The following is a 22,223-nucleotide window of genomic DNA, read 5'->3' on the forward strand; positions in this document are numbered from 1 at the left end:
CAAACCCACCAACCCAAAGTACCCTTCAACCCCGGGCTCTCCCAGTAACTCGTGGTACGGCTACTGGGGGCAGGTCATTCGTTCAAACAATGGTGCAGTCCCCGGAACAAGCAGGAATCTATCGATTTGGATTCGACATAGAGCAGGATCTTCTGCGCGGCGTGCGGGCCCGGGTATCAGCCTCAAAAGGCTTTGGCAGCTCAATATCTGGTAACGACGCGTTTAAATTCTCTTATAGCAAGGGAACATCGCTGATAAATACTGCCAGAAAGCTTATCAAGGTCTACGGCAAGCACAACTACAAGAATTCTTTCGCATGGGTAGACGATATATCTCACATCAGGGAGGACGCGCCTCTTATCAATCAACTTCAGTCTCAACTTGCGAGTGAGTTATCTAACGGAATCGGAGGCTGGTCATTATGCCTACCCGAGTTCGAAGAGTGGGATTCTTACGATGCATTTGCATATGGCCGAGTCACTAACACAGCAGCGCGCTCGAGCCTTTCAACTGCTAGCTGGCTTCACCATATGCGAGGGCGGGGCGTTACCACGATCAATCCAATTCACCTGGATTGCGAGAAGGTCACAGCGTTACAGTCTGCGAACCGCGCTATTCGCAGGTCTTGGCCGGTTGGCCGCTGTATTTACGGCAACCTAAATCTTAATGGAGAGGACTTTCTGCTCCATGGCGGACAATGGTACAAGCTGGGAAACGACTTTGTAGGCAAGGTCAACCGCCAGTTAGACATTATTCTTCAGCCCACTGACAACAATGTTCTGCCGCCATCACGAGTTTCAGAACTCGAAGATGCCTACAACAGAAGAGTCGCTAGAGGCTCAAGTAGAAAAATAATTCTTCTCGACAAGAAGAACATCATGCATGGAGGTGGCCACAGCCGAATCGAGCTTTGCGACCTCCTTTCCGAGTCACTAAGAATGTACTGTGTAAAGAGATGGACAAGCTCTTCGGGGATAAGTCACCTCTGCCAGCAAGCTCTAGTAGCCGCACGACTCATCCGAAGTGATCAAGATTTCTCGAAGAAAGTTGAGAAGAAATTAAAAGGATCTCATCGAGCAGCATGGATCCGAGCTAGATCACTGAGCAACCGTCCGGAAGTAGTACTAGTTCTGATGGGGGCTGGGCCAGTAGGGACATTGCCGTTGTTCTCTAGAATTACCCTCGCTGACGCAGCAAAGAAGTTATTGAGCATGGGATATTCCGTTTCTTATACGTCAGTGTGATTATAAATTTTTTGAATGAAGCATAAATCCCATTCTACCTGCCGAGATACATAGAAATCGGCAAAAATTCATAGCGAGTTATGAAGGTCATTGAATTCTTACAAGGAGTTCCCTCGCCTGCATGGGGCCTTGCCGGCGCAATTGTCGGCGCAATAGCAGGCGCATACGGGACGCTTAGAGCAACGAAGACCACCAATCAAAGTAATGACGCGCGTTTCGAGAAACAGCTTGAGCATGATGCAACGCAGAAGTCTAAGGACCGGGCCGCGTCTCTGCGTCGCGACGTTTACCTGAAAGCTGTTGAAGAAGTAGCTGCGATTAACGGCCTTTTAGGACAGCTATCTACCGTCGACCCGACCAACACAAAGTATATATCTGAAGGAATGCTTGAATTCTTTAAGGCAATGGCTAAGGCTTCGCTTGTTGCGAATGAGCATGCAAGAGAGAAGGTATCGGAGCTTTCGGGAGCATACGGAAGATTAATTATAGAACTCATGGCAGATGCTAATGAGGCTCATCAATTGAGAGTTGACATAAACGTCAACCGCGAGTCATACGAGGTGATGCACGCCGAGCGTTCACGAATACTCGCGGCAATGCGAGACGCGAACGAGAGCAAAGATTCAAAGTATAAGTTTGAAGCGCTATCGAGATCCTTCGATAGCGTGATAACGCACATTGAAGAGCTTTCTGTCGAATTTTTGGCTCTGAACGAAAAGCATATTAATGCTCTAGCGGCCTACGCTGCTTCGACAGCGAATAAAATATCCGGCCTCGCTGATTTGCAAGCCGAAGTTTCGGCACTACTGCGAAGCGAATTCGATCTCGACGTTGATGCGGAAGCAATGAAAGCGCAGTTCAAGAGACAAAGTGAGAGCGCTCGCGCAACCGGCGAGGAGTTTTTCACTAGGTTGAAGGCGATGCGAGAAGAGGGCACCGCTGATTGAGATTAGGAATAACCGGGTCGGGTCAGTTGCTACATGCGGCCGGCGTCAGTGGGCGAGCTTGGACGGCTCAGGGGCATAACGGGCCTGGATAGCGGTGCCAGGTTGTTTACGAGAACAGGGGTCAGAGAGGGTATTCCGCACGGTTAGGCGGTTGGTGATGTCGCGTTTCCCCGAACGGCTGGCTGTGCGCCACCGCCCCCCCGACCATCGCTCTTAACCTTGTAGAAGTTGATTGCACCGACCGGGCTAAAGCTGCGGACATCAGGGGATGAAGATGGCAAGGCGAAAATCGAACCACGGGTCCTCTGTCGGAGCCGTCATCATCCTTCTGTTCTTGGGCTGGCTGGTCGTGCAGTGCTCCGGTGGAGGCCAGCGCGCGACTCCGCCACGCGACACGGGGCGCCCGATGACATCGGCGCAACTCGTTGCATCTGGTGCGGCGACGCAAAGGGCACCCGAATCCCGCTTCGTAAGCGCCTCGACTTTGAACCTGCGCGCTTCGCCTAACGGCGAGGTCATCGGCCGCCTCTCGGCAGGGGACGAGTTGATGCTGGAGGAATCGCAGCGCGACTGGTTACGCGTGGTCGCCAATGGCAAGAACGGTTGGGTGGCGTCTCGTCATACATGCCAAGGCAATGGCTGCTGGAATCGGGCTGCGGCGGTTCGGCACAGCCCGGTTGAACGTCGCAGCAGCGTCGGGGGAAGTTGTCCCTGCTCGGGATCGTTCAATTGCACGGGGCCGCGCGGCGGGCAGTACTGCATCACGTCAGGCGGCAACAAGCGCTATCGATAGCGCCAGCTTTCGAAGGTCGACATCGGGACCCAGGTGCACGCGTCGCGGCGATAACGGTGCCCGGTTCACTTACCGGGGGATAGCGGTGCCGAGTGCCGCATAGGTCAGCCAGCAGGCCAGAGAAGCCGGTCCGTCTGATCTGGATGACGGATCCGGAACGCGTTAGCCGCCATGCGGTCATGGTGAAGCCTGGTCCACCTCCCACAGCCTCGGCGTAAGCTCGCGCAACGCCCTCGGAGATCGACCATGCCCGCCATGCCCGCGTTGCGTCTGCTGGGTGCCGTTGCCCTGCTCGCCCTGCTGTTGCCGGTGCCGCAGTCTGCCCTCGCCCAAGAGGCATTGGTGCCGGTCGATAGCGGCGATCCGGGGTGGTCGCGGATGCTGGCACTGGCCGGACGCTGGCGCCTGCCTGCGCCCGAGACGCCGCGGCAGGCCGCGTTTCGCGTGGTGCTTGCGCCGGTGTCGCGCGGCACCGCGCTGGAGGAGCGCTACGGCGATCCGGCCGGCGACACCACGCGCACGCTGTTCCACCGTGACGGTGCGCGCATCCTCGCCACGCATTACTGCGCGCAGGGCAATCAGCCGCGCCTGGCGTGGACGCCGCCGGCAGCTGCGGATGCCGCGCCGATCGCGTTCGAGTTCGTCGATGCGACCAACCTGCCGGACCCGGGCGCCTCGCATCTCGTGCGCCTGACGCTGTCGCTCGATTCGGAGGGCCGGCTGATCCGGGACGAGGTCTACGCCGGCCGCGATGGCGAGGAGCGCGACGTGATGGTGCTGGTGCGCGACGAGTGATCCGCGCCGTGGTGTCCTGACGCCATCCGCGCCGGTCGATGTTCTGCTGGAAGGCCGCGGGCCCTACCCCTCGAACGACGCCAGGATGGGGCACGGCCCCTTCGCGTTCCTGCTGCATTCGCGCGCGAGCGTCTGCAGATAATCGCGCGCCTGCACCATCTCGGTGATCTGTGCGTCGAGCCTGGCGATGCGGGACCGGGCCAGCGCGCGGGCGCGTGCGCGTGCGCGGTCGTGGCCGGCGTCGAGGGCCAGCAGCTCGCGGATCTCCTCGAGGCTGAAGCCGGCGCGTTGGGCCATGCGGATGAAACGCAGCCGGCGCACGTCGGCCTCGCCGTAGCGGCGGATGCCTTCGCCCGTATCGGGCGCCGGGAGCAGGCCCTTGCGCTGGTAGAAGCGGACGGTTTCCACACCGACATCGCCCGCGGCGGCGAACTGGCTGATCGTGAGTGGCATGGGCTTGACTCCGTACTGCGGTACGGGGCCTAGCATGGGCGCCATTGGTGAACCCACCGTGGATCGGAGACCGTCATGCGCACTGCCCGCCATCCGGCGCGCCCACGCGCCACCCTGTACCGCATGGTGATGGACCAGCATGTCTGCCCCTATGGCCTGAAGGCGCGGCACCTGCTGCGCCGGCAGGGCTTCGAGGTGGAGGACCACTGGCTGACCACGCGCGCCGAGGTGGATGTGTTCAAGGCCGAGCACGACGTGGCGACCACGCCGCAGACCTTCATCGACGGCGTGCGCATCGGCGGCTACGACGATCTGCGCCGGCATTTCGGCAAGCGCGTGGTGGACCCGAAGGCGACCAGCTACCGGCCGGTGGCGGCACTGTTCGGCATGACGCTGCTGATGGCGCTGGCCGCGAGCACGGCGGTGTACGGCACACCGCTCACCGTGCGCGCGGGCGAGTGGTTCATCGCCTTCAGCATGGCGGTGCTGGCACTGCTGAAGCTGCAGAACGTGGAGAGCTTCGCCACGATGTTCCTCAACTACGACCTGCTGGCGCGGCGCTGGGTGCCGTATTCCTACGTATATCCGTTCGCCGAAGGCTTGGCCGGCGTGCTGATGATCGCCGGCGTGCTGACGTGGGTGTCGGTGCCGGTGGCGCTGTTCATCGGCACGGTGGGCGCGGTGTCGGTGTTCAAGGCGGTGTACGTGGACCGGCGTGAACTCAAATGCGCCTGCGTGGGCGGTGCGAGCAACGTGCCGCTGGGCTTCGTGTCGCTGACCGAGAATCTGATGATGATCGCGATGGCGGTGTGGATGGGGCTGGGGGCGTTCGGGCTCGCGCATTGACGATGCGCCGCCTCCGAACGGAATACCCGGCTGCGCACGTCAAACGGCGGCCACGTTCATAAGGCCAAAACCGGCGAAACGGTGGGCGACGACAGGAGATGGCATGAGGCGCGGCAAAACTTGGTTTCAGATCACGCTCGGCTGCCAGGTGCGTTAGCGCGCTTAGAAAGCTTATTTCTTGAATACGTCTTCTTTGATGATTTTCGCCCCCACAAACATGATCACGGCCCCACCGATGAACTTGCCCATGATCGATATCCAGAACTTAACGGGCTGAGACTCCGCCCTGGACACGGACCTTGAGCCCGCTCTCGTGATATCGACACTTCTGCCGCTGATCATGTCGTCGTACGTCCCCACCAATACGAAGCAGGCAATCACCATGCCCGTTACGCCGACCAATGCCGCCGACAGCCGCTTGGCGTGAGGCCACCTGTCCTCGTGCAGGCTGATGAAGAGAACCAGCACCCACACCACGATGACTGTCAATACAAATGCACTGATCGTCACTGGTATTCCTTTCTAAAGTCCATGACCAGGCGCGCGCTTTAGTTTGAAGGATAATTCGAGGCCGAACTTAAGGAATTGATCGTCCGAACATGCGGGATATCGCGAGACCGAGATCTCCGTGACCAGATCGAGACCTTCGGCACCATGTGACACGCACAGGTGACCGCCAGGACCACCGCACTCAGTCGGACTGGCGGGACCCTTGAAGCTGCAGACTCAACTTGAAGATGGCGCGCGAGGCTGAGAGAACAGCAGGCGCCGGCCGGGGACCGATTGCACCAATATGCTCGTTCTTATTGTCGTCACCCTGATCGTCGCATTCTTCATCGACTTGCAGAAAGACAGGTGGCCTCAGGCGCGCCGAATCTCGGCGACCATCGTAGGGCTGCTGACCGCGGTGGTCGCTGTCCACATTTTGATGGACACGTACTCTGAGGTGATCAGCGGAAGAAGTGTCAACATCACCAGATCGGGAGCCAGATCCGTGGCCCGCGCGGATTCCCAGCCAGTCAGGTTCTGGCTATCGATCGCTGGGAAGGTGATCGGCGGGATCTTCATTCTGTTTCTTGGGTTGAAGGTTCTAGCGAAAAGCGTGTTCGGAAAGTAAACGTTGCGTTATCGGATACGGCTTCACGTCCGAACCAGCAGATCGCCCGCTTACCAACGCCGGTTCACTACCCTCCTTGCCAGCAGTCAGATGATCACGCGCAAAGCGCGAGCGCATCGCGCAACACGTCGGCCGGCGCTCGATCGATCGCGAGCGTCACGACATCGGCTTCGCCCAGCGGCATCTCCAGCGCCTCGAACTGGCTGTCGAGGAGCGACGCCGGCATGTAATGCCCGATGCGGACCTGCATGCGCGCGGCGATCAGGGCCTGGTCGCCGTGCAGGAACAGGAAGCGCAGCGACAGCCCGGTCGCGCGCAGGCGCTCGCGATGGCGGCGGCGCAGGCCGGAGAACGCGAGCACGACGCGTTCGCCCTTCGCGACGCGCTGCAAGAGTTCGTCGGCGATCCGCGCGACCCACGGGTCGCGCATGGCGTCGGTAAGCGGCAGGCCGGCAGCCATGCGTGCGCGGGCGGCGGCGTCGTGGATGTCGTCGGCATCGATGAAGGTGGCCTGCCATTCCCTGGCCAGCAGGCGTGCCAGCGTGGTCTTGCCGCTGCCCGAGACGCCCATGACGATCACCACCTGCGGTGCGGCCATCACGCGGGCAAGTCCACGTCGATGCGATGTCGGGCACCGGCGACGATGCCGCGCAGCCGCGGTGCGTCGAGCACGTGCCCGTCGGCGCGAATGCGCATCGTGTCCACGCCGGGCACGCGGCGCACCTGCAGGCTGATCTCGGCGCCGCGGAAGCGACGCACCGCCGAGGCCTCGGACCAGTGCGAGGGCAGCTGCGGCGCGATGCGCAGCGCATCGCCTTCGCCGCGCAGCCCGAACAGGCCTTCGATCAGGCAGCGATACAGCCACGCTGCGGTGCCGGTGTTGAACAGCTGGCTGGAGCGCCCCGCGGTGCGCGGATGGCCGCGCCAGTCGCCGCGGTAGTAGTTGGGCACGAACACCGGCAGCTGGCCGCGCTGCAGCAGGTCGTCGGCATCGGGGCCGGGCAGCATGGCGCGCAGCACGCGCCAGGCGCGGTCGGCGTCGCCCGCTTCGTACAGCGCGTGCAGGTAGAACGCGGCGGCGTGGTTGTAGACCGAGCCGTTCTCGGCCGAGCCGGGGAATTTCTGGGTGAGCCGGCCCACGTCGTCGCGCATGCCGGTGTAGGGCGGATCGAGCATGGCCACGCCGTACGGCGAGACCAGTTGCGCTTCCACGGCGGCCAGCAGCTGTGTGCGGCGCGTGGCGTCGGCCGCGCCCGAGAGCATCGCCCAGCTCTGCGGGTTGAGATAGATGCGGCCTTCGGTGTCGCGCTGCACGCCGAAGACGACGCCGTCGTCGGTGATGCCGCGCGCGTACCACTCGCCGTCCCACAGGTGGGCGTTGGCGGCGGCGTTGCAGGCCTGCGCGCCCTGTGCGAAGACATCGGCCGCGGAATCGCCGGCATGGCGCGCGCGGATGCCGGCCCACAGTCGCAGGGCATGCGCGGTGGCCAGCGTGAGCCAGCCGGAGACGCCGCGCCCCTGGTAGCCGACCATGTTCATCGGATCGCACCAGTCGCCCTGGGCGATGTAGCTCAGGCCCCGCGCATCGCGTGCCGAGAGCAGCCAGTGCATGGCGCGGTCCACGCGCTCGGCCACGCTGGCGGTGTGGCCGTGCGCATCGGTGACCGCCACATCGAGCACGGCGTCGTCGCCGGTTTCGTCGAGATACGCCTGCAGGAAGACGGGCAGCCACACGCAATGATCGGTGTGCGGGATCTGGTTGATGTACTTCAGCTGCGCCCCGTCGACCAGCAGGATGCCGTCGGGCATGGCGCCACTGGATTCCTGCTGCGACAGCGCGCGCAGGAACGCGGCGCGCGCGGTCGCCGGCTGCAGGTAGGCCATGCCCATGTGGTCCTGCAGCAGGTTGCGCGTCTGCGGATCGGTGGTCAGGCGGTTGACGTCGCCGTGGTAGTAGACCTGCCGCGGCAGCCAGTGGTTGGCGAAGGCGTCGAGCCACGCGTCAGGCGTGCGGAGGTCGACGCAGCCGCGCCCCGCCGCGAGGTAATCGGCATACGCGGTGGCCGCCGCTTCGAACCCACCGGGGGCGAGGTAGTTCGCACGCAATGCGTGGATCTGCGCATCGTCGCGCGCGGGGCCGAAGACGAAGCGTTCTTCGCGCGCGTCGCCATCGGCGAGCACGACGCGGTACTGCAGCGCCGCCGTGGGCATTTCGTAATCGGCGTCGCGGCACCCCAGCAGCGTGGCATCGGTGATCGCCGTCGGTGCGTGCAGGCCGCCCTCGCCTTCGAACGCGGCCTGGCGCGCGTCCCAGGCGTCGGGGGCATGGGCGTGCAGCAGCACGGTGCGGTCCATGAAATCGCGCTGGACGAAGTAATCGGCCACCTTCTGGTAGGGCGTGACGCTGCTGCAGACGATGCCGCCGAGATCCTCGCGCCAGGTCGCGGACTGGTTCATCCACGACATGTAGCCGACCGGGAAATACGGGTAGAGGCTGAGCCGCCGCGTGCGTCCCGACGCATTGCGCACGCGCAGCGTCCACAGCTCGGCGACATCGTCCACGGCCAGCGTCAGGCGCCATTCGAAGGCGAGGCCGTCGCGCTCGACGCGCCAGGTGAGTGCCTCCGGCGTGGCCTCGAACGCGAACCCATCGACGGGCGCGCGGACGGGCTCGTGCGGCAGCGAGCACAATGTGCCGTCGTCCTCGTCCTTGACGTAGCAGAAGCGCCCCGGGTGGTGCGCGTAGACCGGCTGCTCGGGCTGCATGAAACTGCGCGCCTCGAGCGTGGGCGCGTGCGCGTACTTCGCGGGTTCGGGCTGCATGAACTGCGCGGTGGCGAAGCCGCGGCACGTGGCCTGCACCATCATCCGCCGGTTCCAGAGGAACGCCGAGGCGTGCGGCATGGCGGTGGGGCTGTCGATGGTGAAGCGGCGACCGTCGTCGCTGAAACCGTATTGCATTGCACTCATCCGCGTTCGGCCCGGCGCGCGTCGAGCGCGTTCTGGACATCGGTCATCATCGAGGCGTCGAGTGGATACGCCCGCATCACGGCCGCCGCGGCGAAAGCCACCAGGCCCGGAATCACCGTCAGCAGCAGCGCGATGCCGAGCTGCGAGGCATCGGATTGCGCCTCGTTGGCGACGTAGCCCATTGCCGCCAGCACCCAGCCGATCATCGCGGCGGCCAGCGCGCCGCCGAGCTTCTGCGAGAACGTGGCCGCCGAGAACGTCATCGCCGTGGCGCGGCGTCCGGTCTTCCACTCGGTGTAGTCGGCGCAGTCGGCGTACATCGAGAACGCCAGCGGCGATTTCGGCCCCAGCGCCAGACCAACCAGCATATTGAGCACGAACAGCAGCCAGATCGCATCGCGCGGCACCAGGAACATCGCGCAACTGAGCACGCCCACGGCGGCCATCAGCCACATCATCAGCCGCTTCTTGTCGACGAAGCGCGTCATCAGCGGCGTGAGCGCCGCGCCCGTGGCCAGGGCCACGGAATAGCCGCCGAGGAACCAGCCGGTGAGGTCGGGGCGCTCGACGTAGTACTTGAGGTAGTACACGGTGGCGCCGCTGCGCATGACGATGGTGATCATGATCACCAGGGCCAGGACGAACAGCACCATCCACGGCCGGTTGTCGAGCAGATCGCGTAGGTTCTGGCGCACGTCGCTGCGCTGCGACGGCGGCGGCGTGATCCGCTCGCGCGTGCTGAGGAATACGGTCGCGAACAGCACCGACGCCAACAGCCCGTAGAGCCCCAGCGTGAGTTGCCACCCCAGGGCCACGTTGTCGCCGCCGAACCAGCGCACCAGGTCCAGCGTGAACGCATTGACCACCGTGGTGCCGGCGAACGCCGCGATGAAGCGGAAGCTGATCAGGGTGGTGCGCTGCTGGCCGTCGCTGGTCATCACTGCCGACAGCGCCGAGTACGGCGTGCTGAGCACGGTGTAGGCGAGCATCATCACGCTGAAGGTCACATAGGCCCACACAAGACGGCCGGTGTCGCCGAGGTCGGGCACGGTCCAGGTCAGCACGCCGGCGCACGCCAGCGGCAACGCGCCCCACAGCAGATACGGCCGGAAGCGGCCGAAACGCGTGCGGGTGCGATCGGCGATGGCGCCCATCAGCGGATCGGTGACCGCGTCGAACACGCGCGTGACCAGGATCATCGTGCCCACCGCGGCGGCGGCCAGGCCCATCACGTCGGTGTAGAAGATCAGCAGGAACGCGGAGATGTTGGCCCAGTAGAGATTGAAGCCGAAATCGCCGATGCCGTAGCCCGCCTTCTCGCGTAATCGCAGCCGCGTGCGTGCACCGGTGTCGCCGGACGATCGAATCTGCATGCGCCCTCCGCGCAGCGTGCCAGGCGAAGGTGGGCGTCCGCGGAGTGTCGCGCCCTGGTGCTGACAACGCTGTCAACTATCCCGCAAACGCCGGAGGCGAACAACCACGCCCGATGACGTGAGCAGCCGCGCTGCGCGTCTGCCGTGGTGACGACACACCGATGCCGCGTCGTGGCGTGCGCACGTGGGCGCACGTGAAGCGCTCAGGCGCCCGCACACTGGCGCCTGAGCGGCGACGGCCCTGGCGCGGTCGTTGTGGCGGACCCGGCGACGCCGCCGCCGAACCGACATGCCGATATCCGGAGCACGCATGGCGCCTGGCGTCGAGGCTGCGGGTCCGCATCGACGGACGATGGCCGGCGTCGATCCGTGCGCGACGTGCGGCGACGGCATCAGGTCGATCCTGCCTGCCACGCCACGTCGGCAGCGCGCGCCGACACGCGGGAACACCCTAAGAACTGGAACTCCTGTCCCGCAGGTCGTGCCGGCGTCGCGCGGCGCCCGCGCCGGGCAGACATGTTCCCGGACGGATGCGCGATGCTCGCCTGCCCGCCGAGCGCGGGTACGCGCACTGCTTGATCGCACGGGCGACGCTTCAACAAAAATTAATGTCGGGCTGATCAGATCCCGCCGGCGTCCACGCCGCGGACGACGGAGAAGGACGATCCGATGCGCCAGGCTTCGAACACGGATACATGCTGGGCCGTGGTGACCGGCGCCTCCAGTGGGCTGGGCCTCGCGTTTGCGCGTCTGCTCGCGCAACGCGGCTACGCGCTGCTGCTGATGGCGCGCCGCGAGGCGCCCATGCATGCGCTGGCCGGGTCGATCCGCGCGGTGCATCCCGGCCTCCAGGTCCGGGTGCACGCCCAGGATCTGAGCCGACCCGGCGCGGCAAGCGAGTTGATGACGGCGATGACGGCGCTCGGCATCACGCCGACGGTGCTGATCAACAACGCCGGTCGAGGCCTCGCCGGCCCGCTGCTCGAGCAATCCGCCGCCGCGCTCCGCGCCATGATCGAACTCAATGTGCTCTCGCTGATGGAGTTGAGCCAGGAGGCCGGGCGCCTGATGGCCCGGCAGGGCGAGGGCTACATCCTGCAGGTCGCCAGCATGGCGTCGCTGGGCCCGACCCCGGGCCTGGCCGCCTACGGCGCGTCGAAAGCCTTCGTGCGGTCGTTCGGTGAAGCGCTGCATGCCGAGCTGGCACCGGCGGTGCGCGTCACGACCCTCATTCCCGGGCTGATGGACACGGGGTTCGGCGACGCAGCCGGCGGCTACGAGGCACCGCGATGGGCCAGGGCCACGGTCATCACGCCGGAAGCTGCAGCGGAGATCGGTCTGACGGCGCTGTTCGCGGGCCGGTCCAGCGTGGTGTCCGGCCGGTTGAACCGGCTGATGGCCTGGCTCAGCCCGTTCACCTCGCGCGCCGGACAGGCCCGGATGCTGGCGCGCGACATGCGCCGTTGATTGCGGACGGGACTGCAACCGCCGACGAGCCGAGGGCACGGCACGCGTGTGAGCGCCGCGCGCCTGTACCCCGCCCGAAACTGCAGTACCCGGCGCGCGGCGTGGGCGACACACGTTCTCAGCCGCAGAGCCGGCGCATCTTGGCCAGGTCGTCCTCGTCCGCGGGGTTGTAGACCATCAGCCTGAGATCCGGTCGACCGTCGACGGCGAACGACGAGAACTCGAATGTGATCTCGCCCACCCGCGGATGACGGATCGTCTTGGCGCCCTCGCCGGTCGTGTGCACGTCGTTTTCGGTCCACATGCGGGTGAAGTCGTCACTCGTGCCGGTCAGCTCGGCCACCAGCGCCTCGGCGCGCGCGTCCTGACCGGCGCGTGCGGTTGCGGCGCGGAACGTCGCCACCAGAAAGCGCGCCACGGCCGCCCAGTCGCGCTGCGCGGCGCGGGTGCGGGGATCGAGGAACATCCGCCGCAACACGTTGCGCTCGTCCGGCGGCAGGGCCTCGTAGTCGGTGAGCGCAAGCCGGGCCGCCCGGTTCCAGCCGACGATGTCCCAGGTGGCGGTGGCGACGGTGGCCGGAATCAGCGGCATCGCATCGAGCAGGCGCTGCAGCCGGCTCGAAATGCCGTCCTGCGTGCGGGCCTGGGTGCGGGGCGCGCTGCCGACGGCGACGAGGAACAGGTGTTCGCGCTCGGCCTCGGTCAGCAGCAACGCGTCCGCGAGGCGGTCGAGCACGCGCGGCGACGGTGCCCCCCCACGGCCCTGTTCCAGCCAGGTGTACCAGGTGGTGCTGATGTGGGCGCGCTGGGCCACTTCCTCGCGCCGGAGCCCCGGCGTGCGGCGACGTCCGCCGAGCCCGAACGCCGCCGGATCCAGCCGCTGGCGCCGATCCCGCAGGAACAGCCCGAGGCGGTTCGCGCTGCGTGCGCTGGCGGGGGTATTAGCGTTCATACCAGGATAAACCCACGTATTTACCACGATCGAGTGTAGCGCGAGGCTTGGCGCCTTCGACAAGGAAAGGAGCGACCGTCATGCAGATATTCGTCACCGGCGCGACCGGGTTCGTGGGCAGCGCCGTCGTCCGGGAACTGCTTGCGCATGGACACCGGGTGCTCGGCCTGGCCCGGTCGGACGCCAGCGCGCAGGGACTCGCGGCACTGGGCGCGGCGACGCTGCGCGGCGACCTCGAAGCGCCCGAGACGCTGCAGCGCGGGGCCGAACGCGCCGATGCGGTGCTGCACCTGGGGTTCGTGCACGATTTCTCCCGCTTCGGTGACGCCTGTGCGATCGATCGCCGCGCGATCGACGCCCTCGGCGCCGCGATCGAGCACACCGCCAAGCCGCTGATCGTGACGGCCGGTGTCGCCGCGCTCGATACGGCCGGGCCGGTCGCGACCGAGGCCGACCCGGCGCGCGCGCCGACGGACGCGTATCCGCGCGCCTCCGAGGCGGCCGCGAATGCGCTGTCGGCGCGCGGCATCGCCACGGGCATCATGCGCCTGCCCCCGACCGTGCACGGCGACGGCGACCATGGCTTCGTGCCGATGCTGATCGACATCGCCCGACGTACGGGCCGGTCGGCCTATATCGAATGGGGCGACAACGTGTGGCCCGCCGTGCACGTGCGCGACGCCGCGCGCGCGTTCCGGCTCGCCGTCGAGCGGGGCCCGCGCGCGGAGATCCATCACGCGGTGGCCGAGCAGGGCGTGGCGTTCCGGAAGATCGCCGAGGCCATCGCGGCCGGCCTGGACCTGCCGTGCGTCTCGCTGTCGGTCGACGAGGCGCGCGCGCACTTCGGCTGGATGTTCGAATTCGCGGCGCTCGATCAGCCCGTGTCGAGCGCCCGCACCCGCGAGCTGCTCGGCTGGCAGCCCTCGGAACCCGGCCTAATGCGCGACCTCGCCGGACCCGGCTACTTCGCCACGGGCCGCGACCCGGCCTGAGGCGTCCATCGCGCACGGCGGCCACGTCGCGCCTGCGTCATCGGACGCATCCCGGGCCGGCTCTCCGAGCCGCGGGATGCCGGCACGACGGTGCGGGCGCCGGGCGATCGTCACGACACACGGTGTCTGATCCATGCCCCGCCTGCCGCGTCGTCGCTGCGGACCAGGCAGGACGCGCATCCGGTGGACCGGAGGCGGCGACGCAGACGTGCTGTCGAAGACCGCGGTGTGGCCGGACCTGGAACGGCGGGTGACGCCGTCTCGGACGCAGGGGTCTCGCGTCCCGCCGCGCATGCCGTCGTCGAACCCCGGGGCGCAGTCAGGCGACGGGTATCTCGAGGTGGGCGAGTGTCTGCCGGATCGCGGTGTCGAGATCCGTATGCGGCTCATGGCCCAAGGTCGCGATCAACCGTTCATTCGAGAGACGAACAGGACTTCGCCACAGGTGTTTCAGTTCGGCCAGCTCCCGCATGCTCGGCATGACGGGCGCCAGCGCGGAAATCAGCCACCACGGGAGCGGCCGCACACCCACCGGCGGCGGACCCAGTGCGCGCACGATGGCGGCCGCCATCTGTGCGCCGTCGGCATCCCAGTGACCGTCCATGTGGTACCGCGCGAACGCGGGAAGATCATCGCGGGCCATGAGTTCCACGATCGTCTCCGCGAGGTCGGGCAGATACACCCACTGATGCCCGACACCGCGCGTCGACGGATTGCGGACGGTTCGCGGGCGCTGCCCCGGCTTGATCATGGCCTCGCTCAGCCAGCTGCTTCCGGCGCCCGGCCCGAAGAAGTCGCCAGCTCGGACGATCAGCGCCTTCGCCTGGCCCTGCGCCACGGCCTCCCCGATCCGCCGCTCCATCGCGACGCGCAGGGCGCCTTTGGCGGTCGTGGGATTTTGCGGGGCGTCCTCGCGGATGAGCACGCCGGCATCCGGACCGTAGTTGTAGACGTTGCCCGGAACGACGACGCGTGCGCCCCGGGCGGCTGCAAGCGTGTTGTCGATCATCGGCAGCACGCCCGAATGCCAGCCTGTGTATTCGCGCGGTTTGACGGCGTGGACAATGGCCGACATTCCTTCTGCGGCGCGCGTGACATCCGCGCGTGACATCGCGTCGCCCTGTACCCATTCGATGCCGGCCAGTCCCTTCACGCTGCCCGGGCTGCGGTGCAGCGCGCGCACGCTCCACCCCCGTTCCAGGAGCCGCTCCGCCACAGGACGCCCGATTCCACCCGTTGCGCCCAACACCAAGACTGTGTTCGCGGTCATCGATTTTTCCCTCCATGTTCTGAACGTGCGGATCCGCGCGCTGCAGGACCCGGCCGAAGCCAGGTGCCATACGATACGCATGCACCGGGCCCGGGATCCTGAGCGGGCACCGCTGCCGCAGTTCGGAGGGGGGCCCGTCTTCCCGCGCGATCAGCGAATGCACCTCGGCGGCCCCAACACGAGCGAGATCGGCCCGTTTGCCGACGACGTCCATCCTCGAGAGCGCAGCACTCCTGCGGTCGAGACATCCGGCCGGTCCCGAGCGCGTCGGCTCTGATCCCCAGGGGTGAGGATGGCCTCGCCGGTGCAGTCCACGCGTCGGCACGACGATCTCGTGCGCCGCGAGCGCTGCAGCCGCGCGGCGTCGCGCAGGCCGTCCGAACCTCCGGGCGAAGCAGGTCGGCGAGCCGCGATGGCGCCGCCGCGATGCGTGAACAATGACATGGGCAATCGCGCGTGCGACGCCGGCCAGCACGGCCCCACCCGGCCGTTCGCGCCGGCACCGTCGACGCGCGCGTCCGGGTTGCCCTCGAAGCCGACGTCACTCCCCGATATCGGCAGTGATTGCGGTGACGTCCTTCTCGAGTCCGGCATCGAGGCTCCCGCAACGCGCGGGGCGGTTTCGATGCTCTCGTGCGGCGAGCGCCGCGCGCCTGCTGTCTTCGTGTTCGGACATGGGGGGCGTCTTCCTGGATCGACGGCCCCTGTTGTAAACGTCAGGCGGCGGGCGTGCTCTCGCGTGATTGCAGCCACGCTCGCGCCGCTGCGGCGCGGAGCGGGCGTGACGGATCAGAGCGCGCGACAGGTGCCCGGCGACAGCCCGGTCGGGCGCAGACATCCACCGCCGAACGCGCTGGGACTCGCGTCACCGCATTCCAGGGCGATCTCGCTGATGCTCAGCCGACGGGCTCGGCGGCCGCCTTGATCAGCGCGATGCTCCGGTGGCCGGAGGCCACGATGTCCACGCCGTGGCGGAGGCTGGGATCGCGCACGCGCAGCACCTGCACGTCGCACCAGTCGAGTCCGGCACTCTGGAGTTCGACACCGCCGGGCAGCGGCAGACTGCGGCGCCAGTCGTCGCCGCGCGCCGTCTCGGCCGGGCACGTGATCTGCATGGGACTCGATGCCGGTCGCGCCACCGGTTGTGCGGGGGGGTTTACGCGCGCGTGGCGTCCGCAGCGGCGAAGTGCGCCAGCTGGTCGGCATGGGCCTTCCGGAAGGCCGGGCGCGCGGTCAGGCGTGCGACGTAGGCCTCGCTGGAGGGACGCGTGCCGTGGGCACGCAGGGTCTTGATGCGCAGCACGTCGGCCATCAGCAGATCGGCGACGGTGAAGCGCCCGGCGGCGAGCCAGTCGCGTGTCGCGAGCACGGTTTCGAGCTGGCCGAGGCGCGTGTCCATCCAGCCGGTGAGCGGCGTGTCGGCATGACCCGACACGGTGGAGAACCACCAGGGGACGGTGACCATCTCGATGGCATTGAGCGCGGCGATCACCCACTGCAGCGTGTCGGCCACGCCGGCGGGATCGCGCGGCATCAAGGCCTCGCTCTTGCCGGCGAGATGCAGCAGACAGGCGCCGCTTTCGAACAGCCGGATCTCGCCGTCGGTGAGGTACGGCACCTGGCCGAACGGCTGACGATCGAGATGGTTGGCGTGGCGGCCGTCGAACGGCACGGTGCGCACGCGGTAGGCCAGGCCCGCCTCCTCGGCGGCCCAGCGCAGGCGCAGGTCCCGCACGAAGCCGCGCGGCCCCGGTGGCACCCAGTCGTAGGTCCAGAGGATGAGCGGCTCGGCCATGGCGGGTGCCCGGTGCGTTGTGAACCCGGCGCGTGACCGGGCGATGCCGATGTCAGTGTGCGGGCGCGGTGTCCAGGCGCTCGCGGATCCAGTCGTAGTCCCGTCGCACCGGCGCGGCCAGCAATGCCGGGTCGCCGTCGTAGAGGTAGCTGGCGACGGTGGCGCCGGTGTCGTCGACGGCGCGCGGGTCGGCGCCCGCGTCCATGAACCGCTTCACCGAGGGAATGTCGTTGACCAGCGCGGCCTGGTGCAGCGGCGTGGTGCCACCGGCATCGCGCACGTCGAGCCGGGCGCCGGCGGCGAGCAGACGGTCGATGTTGTCGGGCTCACGCGCGCGCAGGGCATCGAACAGCGCGGTCTGGCCGTTGCGGGTATTGGGCAGGTCGACCGGCACGCCGCGTTCGAGCAGCAGATCGATCCAGTCGGGGTCCTTCGACATCGCCGCTTCGTGCAGCGCCGTGCGGCCCTTGGCGTCGCCGCGCGCCGGATCGGCGCCGAGATCGAGCAGCAGGCGCACCGCGTCGCGATCGCCCTGACGGATCAGCCAGTTCAGCGCCGGCGTGCCGTCTTCGGCGGTGGCGTCGGGATTGGCGCCGGCGGCCAGCAGTTCGCGGGCGAGCGTGGCATCGCCGGCGCGCAGCGCGGTGACGAACTGGGCCTGGGCGGGATTGTCGAACGTGCGTGCGTTCGCGGTCATGGCGTCGTGTCCTTGCGTACAACCGGAGGCGGCCAGCAGCAGCGCGGCCAGCAACAGGTGCGGAAGCGGGAATCGGCGGGTCATGCGGCGCAGCATGCCGCAGCGCGCGTTAAAACGGCCGTAGCCGGGCCGGCGGCAGTGTGCCGGCGCGCCATCCGGTGCGTGCAGTCCGGACCCGGCATGCGCGGCCTCAGTTGAACGGGTTCAGCGCGTCGAGCGCACGGCCCGCACCGTCGGCGATGCCGCGACCGAGGTTGCGTGCGCCGTCTGCGGCGCCCTGGGCCACATTGCCGGCGAAGTCGCTCACGCCCTGTCCGACATCACCCACGAAACCGGCCGCAGCCTCCAGACCATCGCCCAGACGATCGGCGGCCACGTCGACCACGCTGCCCAGGCCGTCGGCGACGCGGTTGACGGCGCTGCCGGCGCCTTCGACCACACCGGCAACGGCGTTGGCCGGCGTCTCGAGCCCGCTGATGCGGCCGAGGTCACGCACGAAGCCGCCGGTGGCATTGGCGGTGTTCTGCGCGCTGTTGCCGACCAGGCTCACGGCGCCGTCGAGCACGTCGCCCACGGTATCGACGGTAGCATCGGCCACGCTGCCGACGAGGCCGAAGCCCGCCGCCACGGGCCGGCCGTCACGCGCTTCGGCCCAGGCCGCGCCCGCCTCCGCTCTCAGCTCGGAGAGGGTCCCGACGACATCACCGCCCAGATCCACCGCCTCGCGGATGCCCGAGGCCAGGGTGTTGAACTGCAGATCGCCGTAGGCCTCCACGCCGGCCACCAGGGTGTCGCCGGCCACGGCGGTGGCCGCGCCGACGGCATCGCCCACCAGATCGCTGCCGTGATCGACGACGACGCTGGCCCCGTTGAGCAGGCTGCCGACCACCCAGCTCTGCGGCGTGGTGCCGGGGCCGCTGCGCAGCTGGTCGCCCAGCGCGTCCATGCCCTGGGCGAGTGCGTTGCCGGCGGCATCGATCCCGGCGTCGACGTGACCGCCGAGCACCTGCCCGCCCGTCGGACCGAGCGCCGGATCGGTGGGCGTGGCGTGGTTGAACGCCTCGACGTAGACGGCGTTCGGACCGCCACCGCCATGCAGGCTGCCGAAGCCGGTGCCCGGCGGCGGATCGATACGTAGCGCGTGGCCGACGGCCTCCGGCGGCGAGCCGACGATGGGCAGCAGCGGCACGTCTTCCTGCGCGGCGGTGAGCTGGTCGCCGTTGACGGCGTAGCGGCGGATCTGCCCGCTCTCGGCGGCCTGCTCGCGGATGGCGTTTGGGTTGAAGCCGAGGCTTTCGAGCGTGTTGTTGCTGAGACCCGACGCGTTGAACGTGACCGCCGAGGCGCCGGTGGCCAGCGCCGCGGCCGAGGCCAGGCCGCCGCCGAGCGAGTGGCCGGTCACGGCCACGTTGCCGTCGCCGAAGACGTGCTCGGCGCGCTTGGCGAGCTCGATCGCGCTGCTGTACTGCGAGGCATCCATGCCCAGGCCCTGCTGGCCGTTGTTCACCCAGTCCATGTACTGGCTGGGATCGCCGCCGATCTCCGAGCCGCGGTAGGCGACCACGTAGCCGCCGTCCTCGTGCTGGTAGATCTCGGCGTGGAAGCCGGAGCGGTCGTCGGTGAGCAGTTGGGGGTCGATCGGAATACGGTTGCCGTGGACATCGGTCAGGCTGACCCCGTCGGCGTGCGGGGTGAGCGCCGTCCAGCCGGCGTCCTGCAGGGCCTGGCGGTACTCCGGGCTGTCGGGCGCATAGGCGCCGTTGGCCATCATCGCGAACAGCGGATCGCGCGCATCCGGCGCGGTGCCGCGGAGGCTGTCGCTCAGGCCGTGGGTGCCGGCGCGGTAATCGTTCGCCACCGGCGGCGGAGGCGGCGACGCGGTGTGCTGCGCGACGGCATGGGTGCGTCCGGTGTCGGCGATGGTGAGCATGGTGAATCCGTTCGCGGGGATGTCAGCACGGACCGTAGCCGCCCGGTGGCCACCGGAACACTCGGGGCGACCCTAGTCCCCGGCCCGCGCGAGCGACCACGTCGTCGGCCGTCACTGGCCCCAGGTGCCGCTGCGCCGCATTACGCCCCAGTTGTGCTTGCGCCGGGAAAACCACTGCCACATGCCCCGGCAGCGCCACAGCGTGTTGAGCTGGCGGTAGCCGAGGTTCTCGAGCACGGCCATCGCGAACATCAGCAGCATGTCGCGTTTGCGCGCGTAGACGCGGAACGACAGGGTTTCCAGCAGCAGGCCGTTGACCGACAGCAGGATGCCCATGCCGATGGCGACCAGCAGGAACACCACCAGCGCCGCAGGGGAAATCAAGCCGAGGGCGAAGCCGCCGATCATCACCACATAGCCGGCCAGTTCGATCAGCGGCCCCACCAGTTCGAACAGGGTCATGAACGGCCAGGCCAGCAGGCCGGCGGCGCCCGCGCGCGGGCTCAGCGCCAGCGGGGCGTGGCGGGTCAGGCTTTCGGCCAGACCCCGTTGCCAGCGGCTGCGCTGGCGGCCCAGGGTGCCGAGGTCCTCGGGCGCCTCGGTCCAGCAGATCGGATCGGGCAGGTAGCGGATGCGATAGGGAATGCGCCGCTCGCGGTGCCAACGGTGCAGGCGCACCACCAGTTCCATGTCCTCGCCCACGGTGCGGGTGCTGTAGCCGCCCACCGCCAGCACCCGCTCGCGGTTGAACAGGCCGAAGGCGCCGGAAATGATCAGCACCGCATTGAGCGGCGACCAGCCCAGCCGGCCCAGCAGGAACGCGCGCAGGTATTCGACGATCTGGAACCGCGCCACCCAGTTGGCCGGCAGCCCGGCGCGCACCAGAAACCCGCCACGCACCTCCGAACCGTTGGCCAGGCGCACCGTGCCGCCGGCGGCCACGGTGCGCTCGTCCTCGAGGAACGGTTGCACCACCCGCAGCAGGCTGTCGCGCTGCAGGATGGAATCGGCATCGACCGCGCAGAACAGCGAGTGCCGCGCGGCGTTGATCCCGGCATTGAGCGCATCGGCCTTGCCGCCGTTCTCCTTGTCGATCACCCGCAGGTTGGCGTAGCGCCGGGACCGGTACACGCCGCGGATGGGCTTGTGGTCCAGGGTGCGACGCGTGGGCTGGGCGTGCAGCACCAGGTCGAACTCCTCGCGCAGCACCTCGAGGGTGCGGTCGCTGGAGCCGTCGTTGATCACCACCAGTTCGAAATCCGGGTACTGCAGCTGCAGCATCGAACGCACCGAGGTGCGGATGGTGGCTTCCTCGTTGTAGCCGGGGACCAGCAGCGAGATCGGCGGCTCGACGCCCAGATACGGCGCCTCGTCGCCCAGCGCGCTGCGCTGGCGCATGTAGCCGCGCAGACTGACCATCGACAGCAGGTTCAGCGCCAGATAGCCGCCGTTGAGCGCGAGGAAGTAGCCGATGAAGAAGACCTGCAGCCACCAGAGCCAGTCGATGTTCACGGGTGCCGCTCCTCGATCGCGCGGCGCAGCGCGTCCCGGCCGTACCGGTCGTCCACCTGTTCGAGCATGTCGTCCAGTGCCGCGCGGTCGAGACCCGGCTGCGCGGCGATCGCGTCGCCGGCCTCCTGGCGCACGGCCCAGCTGGTGTCGCAGAGCAGCGTGTGCAGTGTCGCGGCGTCGGCCGGCTCGGCCTGCTTGCGCAGCGCCTTGAGCGCGGCCAGGCGCACGTCCGGGTCCGGATCGAGGGTCGCCGCCAGCATGCGCGGGCGGTCGTCCGCGTCGCGCAGATCCCCGAGCACCTGCACGCCTGCCTGGCGCAGCCGCGCATCGCGCGGATCGGCCAGGACTTCGCGGGCCCAGCCGGCCATCAGCGCCGGATCGCCCCACTGCGCCAGCACCGCCAGGCGCGGCGCCTGTTCCGGCCCGGCGGCGCGCAGCACGGCCAGCAGCGGCGGCGACACGGCGGTGCGTCCGGCGAGCTGGCACAGCGCGGCCACACGCTGGGGCGTCCAGTCGCGGCGCCGCGCCATCGCCGGAAGCACCTCGGCCATGGCGCGATGCGGATCCAGCGTGACCAGCACCTCGGCCGCCGCGAGCGCCAGAAACGGATTGCGATGCGACACGAAGCGCTCCACGCCCGCCCAGGACTCCGGCCCGCCGACCTGCCGCAGGACCGCGAGCGCCGCCAGCCGCAGGTGGATCTGACGCCGCTGCAGCAGATCGACCGCGGTGTGGTGCAGGCGGTAATCGATCAGCAGACGGTTGAGGCGTGCATGCGCCCGGCCGCGCACCTTGCGCTGGGTGCGACACCACAGCAGCAGGAACCAGAGCTGCTCGCTGTTGCGCGGCGCCGGCCACGGCGCCGCCTGATCGTGCAGGGTGGTTTCCGCCAGACGCGGGCGCCAGAGCGCCTCGAACGCCTCGCGTCGCTGCAGGCGGCGTGCACCGAGTTCCGACAGCACCAGCACCTGCACCATGGTCGCCAGCGTGACCACCGCCAGCGCAGCGATCACGTAGAGCGCCCAGCGCAGCACCGGATCGCCCAGCGCGATGGCCAACCACGTCGACAC

The 22,223-nt window shown here is 67.7% G+C and carries 21 protein-coding genes; 6 read left to right on the forward strand and 15 right to left on the reverse strand.

Annotated elements, in window-relative coordinates:
* The 3 genes from PQS31_RS07835 to PQS31_RS07845 form a co-directional block, all read left to right on the forward strand.
* Positions 1-1,244 (forward strand): DUF6119 family protein (locus PQS31_RS07835; RefSeq protein ID WP_272762145.1); only part of this gene is annotated, 1,244 nt, incomplete at its 5' end.
* Positions 1,245-1,324: 80 nt separating this feature from the next.
* The gene (locus PQS31_RS07840) at positions 1,325-2,191 is read left to right on the forward strand and encodes a hypothetical protein (RefSeq protein ID WP_272762146.1); all 867 of its coding nucleotides are present in this window, start codon (positions 1,325-1,327) and stop codon (positions 2,189-2,191) included.
* 1,039 nt (positions 2,192-3,230) lie between these two features.
* Positions 3,231-3,779 carry a hypothetical protein gene (locus tag PQS31_RS07845; protein ID WP_272762147.1) on the forward strand — a complete coding sequence of 183 codons (549 nt, stop codon included), beginning with the start codon at positions 3,231-3,233 and terminating at the stop codon, positions 3,777-3,779.
* Positions 3,780-3,842: 63 nt separating this feature from the next.
* Here PQS31_RS07845 and PQS31_RS07850 read toward each other — a convergent pair whose 3' ends face one another.
* Positions 3,843-4,232 (reverse strand): MerR family DNA-binding protein, encoded by a 390-nt coding sequence (locus PQS31_RS07850; protein WP_272762148.1) that lies wholly within the window; start codon positions 4,230-4,232, stop codon positions 3,843-3,845.
* A 75-nt stretch (positions 4,233-4,307) separates the two neighbouring features.
* Here PQS31_RS07850 and PQS31_RS07855 point away from each other — a divergent pair, with 75 nt between their 5' ends.
* Positions 4,308-5,078 carry a MauE/DoxX family redox-associated membrane protein gene (locus PQS31_RS07855; RefSeq protein ID WP_272762149.1) on the forward strand — a complete coding sequence of 257 codons (771 nt, stop codon included), beginning with the start codon at positions 4,308-4,310 and terminating at the stop codon, positions 5,076-5,078.
* Between the two features lie 171 nt (positions 5,079-5,249).
* Here PQS31_RS07855 and PQS31_RS07860 read toward each other — a convergent pair whose 3' ends face one another.
* From PQS31_RS07860 to PQS31_RS07880, 5 genes are all read right to left on the reverse strand, one after another.
* Complete coding sequence (locus PQS31_RS07860; protein WP_272762150.1) at positions 5,250-5,588, reverse strand: hypothetical protein; 339 nt, start codon at positions 5,586-5,588, stop codon at positions 5,250-5,252.
* A gap of 351 nt (positions 5,589-5,939) precedes the next feature.
* Positions 5,940-6,146: a hypothetical protein gene (locus PQS31_RS07865; RefSeq protein ID WP_272762151.1), complete on the reverse strand. Its 207-nt coding sequence runs from the start codon at positions 6,144-6,146 to the stop codon at positions 5,940-5,942.
* A gap of 143 nt (positions 6,147-6,289) precedes the next feature.
* The gene (locus PQS31_RS07870; RefSeq protein WP_272762152.1) at positions 6,290-6,793 is read right to left on the reverse strand and encodes a gluconokinase, GntK/IdnK-type; all 504 of its coding nucleotides are present in this window, start codon (positions 6,791-6,793) and stop codon (positions 6,290-6,292) included.
* A complete protein-coding gene (locus tag PQS31_RS07875; protein ID WP_272762153.1) occupies positions 6,793-9,156 on the reverse strand; it encodes an NdvB protein in 2,364 nt (787 codons plus the stop codon). Before PQS31_RS07875 ends, PQS31_RS07870 begins: the two co-directional genes overlap by 1 nt.
* Positions 9,157-9,161: 5 nt before the next feature.
* On the reverse strand, positions 9,162-10,538 hold the full coding sequence (locus tag PQS31_RS07880; protein WP_272762154.1) for an MFS transporter: 1,377 nt from the start codon (positions 10,536-10,538) through the stop codon (positions 9,162-9,164).
* A 669-nt stretch (positions 10,539-11,207) separates the two neighbouring features.
* On the opposite strand from PQS31_RS07880, the gene PQS31_RS07885 reads away from it, so the two are divergent.
* Positions 11,208-12,005 (forward strand): SDR family NAD(P)-dependent oxidoreductase, encoded by a 798-nt coding sequence (locus PQS31_RS07885; protein WP_272762155.1) that lies wholly within the window; start codon positions 11,208-11,210, stop codon positions 12,003-12,005.
* A 118-nt stretch (positions 12,006-12,123) separates the two neighbouring features.
* On the opposite strand, the gene PQS31_RS07890 is transcribed toward PQS31_RS07885, so the two are convergent.
* Positions 12,124-12,957, reverse strand: coding sequence for a helix-turn-helix transcriptional regulator (locus PQS31_RS07890; protein ID WP_272762156.1), 834 nt, complete (start codon positions 12,955-12,957; stop codon positions 12,124-12,126).
* Positions 12,958-13,037: 80 nt separating this feature from the next.
* On the opposite strand from PQS31_RS07890, the gene PQS31_RS07895 reads away from it, so the two are divergent.
* A complete protein-coding gene (locus tag PQS31_RS07895) occupies positions 13,038-13,949 on the forward strand; it encodes an SDR family oxidoreductase (protein ID WP_272762157.1) in 912 nt (303 codons plus the stop codon).
* 319 nt (positions 13,950-14,268) lie between these two features.
* Here the strand turns inward: PQS31_RS07895 and PQS31_RS07900 are convergent, their stop codons facing one another.
* From PQS31_RS07900 to PQS31_RS07935, 8 genes are all read right to left on the reverse strand, one after another.
* Positions 14,269-15,219, reverse strand: a complete 951-nt coding sequence (locus tag PQS31_RS07900) for an NAD-dependent epimerase/dehydratase family protein (RefSeq protein WP_272762158.1) — start codon at positions 15,217-15,219, stop codon at positions 14,269-14,271.
* A 541-nt stretch (positions 15,220-15,760) separates the two neighbouring features.
* Positions 15,761-15,895 (reverse strand): hypothetical protein, encoded by a 135-nt coding sequence (locus tag PQS31_RS07905; RefSeq protein WP_272762159.1) that lies wholly within the window; start codon positions 15,893-15,895, stop codon positions 15,761-15,763.
* A 220-nt stretch (positions 15,896-16,115) separates the two neighbouring features.
* Entirely contained in the window at positions 16,116-16,334 is a 219-nt protein-coding gene (locus tag PQS31_RS07910; RefSeq protein WP_272762160.1) for a hypothetical protein, read from the reverse strand.
* 41 nt (positions 16,335-16,375) lie between these two features.
* Positions 16,376-17,014 (reverse strand): glutathione S-transferase family protein, encoded by a 639-nt coding sequence (locus tag PQS31_RS07915; protein ID WP_272762161.1) that lies wholly within the window; start codon positions 17,012-17,014, stop codon positions 16,376-16,378.
* A 52-nt stretch (positions 17,015-17,066) separates the two neighbouring features.
* On the reverse strand, positions 17,067-17,795 hold the full coding sequence (locus tag PQS31_RS07920; RefSeq protein WP_272762162.1) for an ankyrin repeat domain-containing protein: 729 nt from the start codon (positions 17,793-17,795) through the stop codon (positions 17,067-17,069).
* Between the two features lie 106 nt (positions 17,796-17,901).
* Complete coding sequence (locus tag PQS31_RS07925; RefSeq protein ID WP_272762163.1) at positions 17,902-19,641, reverse strand: hypothetical protein; 1,740 nt, start codon at positions 19,639-19,641, stop codon at positions 17,902-17,904.
* Positions 19,642-19,752: 111 nt separating this feature from the next.
* On the reverse strand, positions 19,753-21,153 hold the full coding sequence (locus tag PQS31_RS07930) for a glycosyltransferase (RefSeq protein WP_272762164.1): 1,401 nt from the start codon (positions 21,151-21,153) through the stop codon (positions 19,753-19,755).
* A complete protein-coding gene (locus tag PQS31_RS07935) occupies positions 21,150-22,223 on the reverse strand; it encodes a HEAT repeat domain-containing protein (RefSeq protein ID WP_272762165.1) in 1,074 nt (357 codons plus the stop codon). Before PQS31_RS07935 ends, PQS31_RS07930 begins: the two co-directional genes overlap by 4 nt.

The sequence above is a fragment of the Luteimonas sp. BLCC-B24 genome (genome assembly GCF_028550595.1).
Classification (GTDB): Bacteria; Pseudomonadota; Gammaproteobacteria; order Xanthomonadales; family Xanthomonadaceae; genus Luteimonas.

Coding starts and splice junctions, on each gene's coding strand:
- PQS31_RS07880 (WP_272762154.1), bottom strand. CDS start 10,538: ATGCAGATTCGATCGTCCGGCGACACCGGTGCACGCACGCGGCTGCGA.
- PQS31_RS07840 (WP_272762146.1), top strand. CDS start 1,325: ATGAAGGTCATTGAATTCTTACAAGGAGTTCCCTCGCCTGCATGGGGC.
- PQS31_RS07875 (WP_272762153.1), bottom strand. CDS start 9,156: ATGCAATACGGTTTCAGCGACGACGGTCGCCGCTTCACCATCGACAGC.
- PQS31_RS07920 (WP_272762162.1), bottom strand. CDS start 17,795: ATGACCCGCCGATTCCCGCTTCCGCACCTGTTGCTGGCCGCGCTGCTG.
- PQS31_RS07855 (WP_272762149.1), top strand. CDS start 4,308: ATGCGCACTGCCCGCCATCCGGCGCGCCCACGCGCCACCCTGTACCGC.
- PQS31_RS07865 (WP_272762151.1), bottom strand. CDS start 6,146: ATGAAGATCCCGCCGATCACCTTCCCAGCGATCGATAGCCAGAACCTG.
- PQS31_RS07895 (WP_272762157.1), top strand. CDS start 13,038: ATGCAGATATTCGTCACCGGCGCGACCGGGTTCGTGGGCAGCGCCGTC.
- PQS31_RS07885 (WP_272762155.1), top strand. CDS start 11,208: ATGCGCCAGGCTTCGAACACGGATACATGCTGGGCCGTGGTGACCGGC.
- PQS31_RS07925 (WP_272762163.1), bottom strand. CDS start 19,641: ATGCTCACCATCGCCGACACCGGACGCACCCATGCCGTCGCGCAGCAC.
- PQS31_RS07915 (WP_272762161.1), bottom strand. CDS start 17,014: ATGGCCGAGCCGCTCATCCTCTGGACCTACGACTGGGTGCCACCGGGG.
- PQS31_RS07910 (WP_272762160.1), bottom strand. CDS start 16,334: ATGCAGATCACGTGCCCGGCCGAGACGGCGCGCGGCGACGACTGGCGC.
- PQS31_RS07890 (WP_272762156.1), bottom strand. CDS start 12,957: ATGAACGCTAATACCCCCGCCAGCGCACGCAGCGCGAACCGCCTCGGG.
- PQS31_RS07905 (WP_272762159.1), bottom strand. CDS start 15,895: ATGTCCGAACACGAAGACAGCAGGCGCGCGGCGCTCGCCGCACGAGAG.
- PQS31_RS07870 (WP_272762152.1), bottom strand. CDS start 6,793: ATGGCCGCACCGCAGGTGGTGATCGTCATGGGCGTCTCGGGCAGCGGC.
- PQS31_RS07900 (WP_272762158.1), bottom strand. CDS start 15,219: ATGACCGCGAACACAGTCTTGGTGTTGGGCGCAACGGGTGGAATCGGG.
- PQS31_RS07845 (WP_272762147.1), top strand. CDS start 3,231: ATGCCCGCCATGCCCGCGTTGCGTCTGCTGGGTGCCGTTGCCCTGCTC.
- PQS31_RS07850 (WP_272762148.1), bottom strand. CDS start 4,232: ATGCCACTCACGATCAGCCAGTTCGCCGCCGCGGGCGATGTCGGTGTG.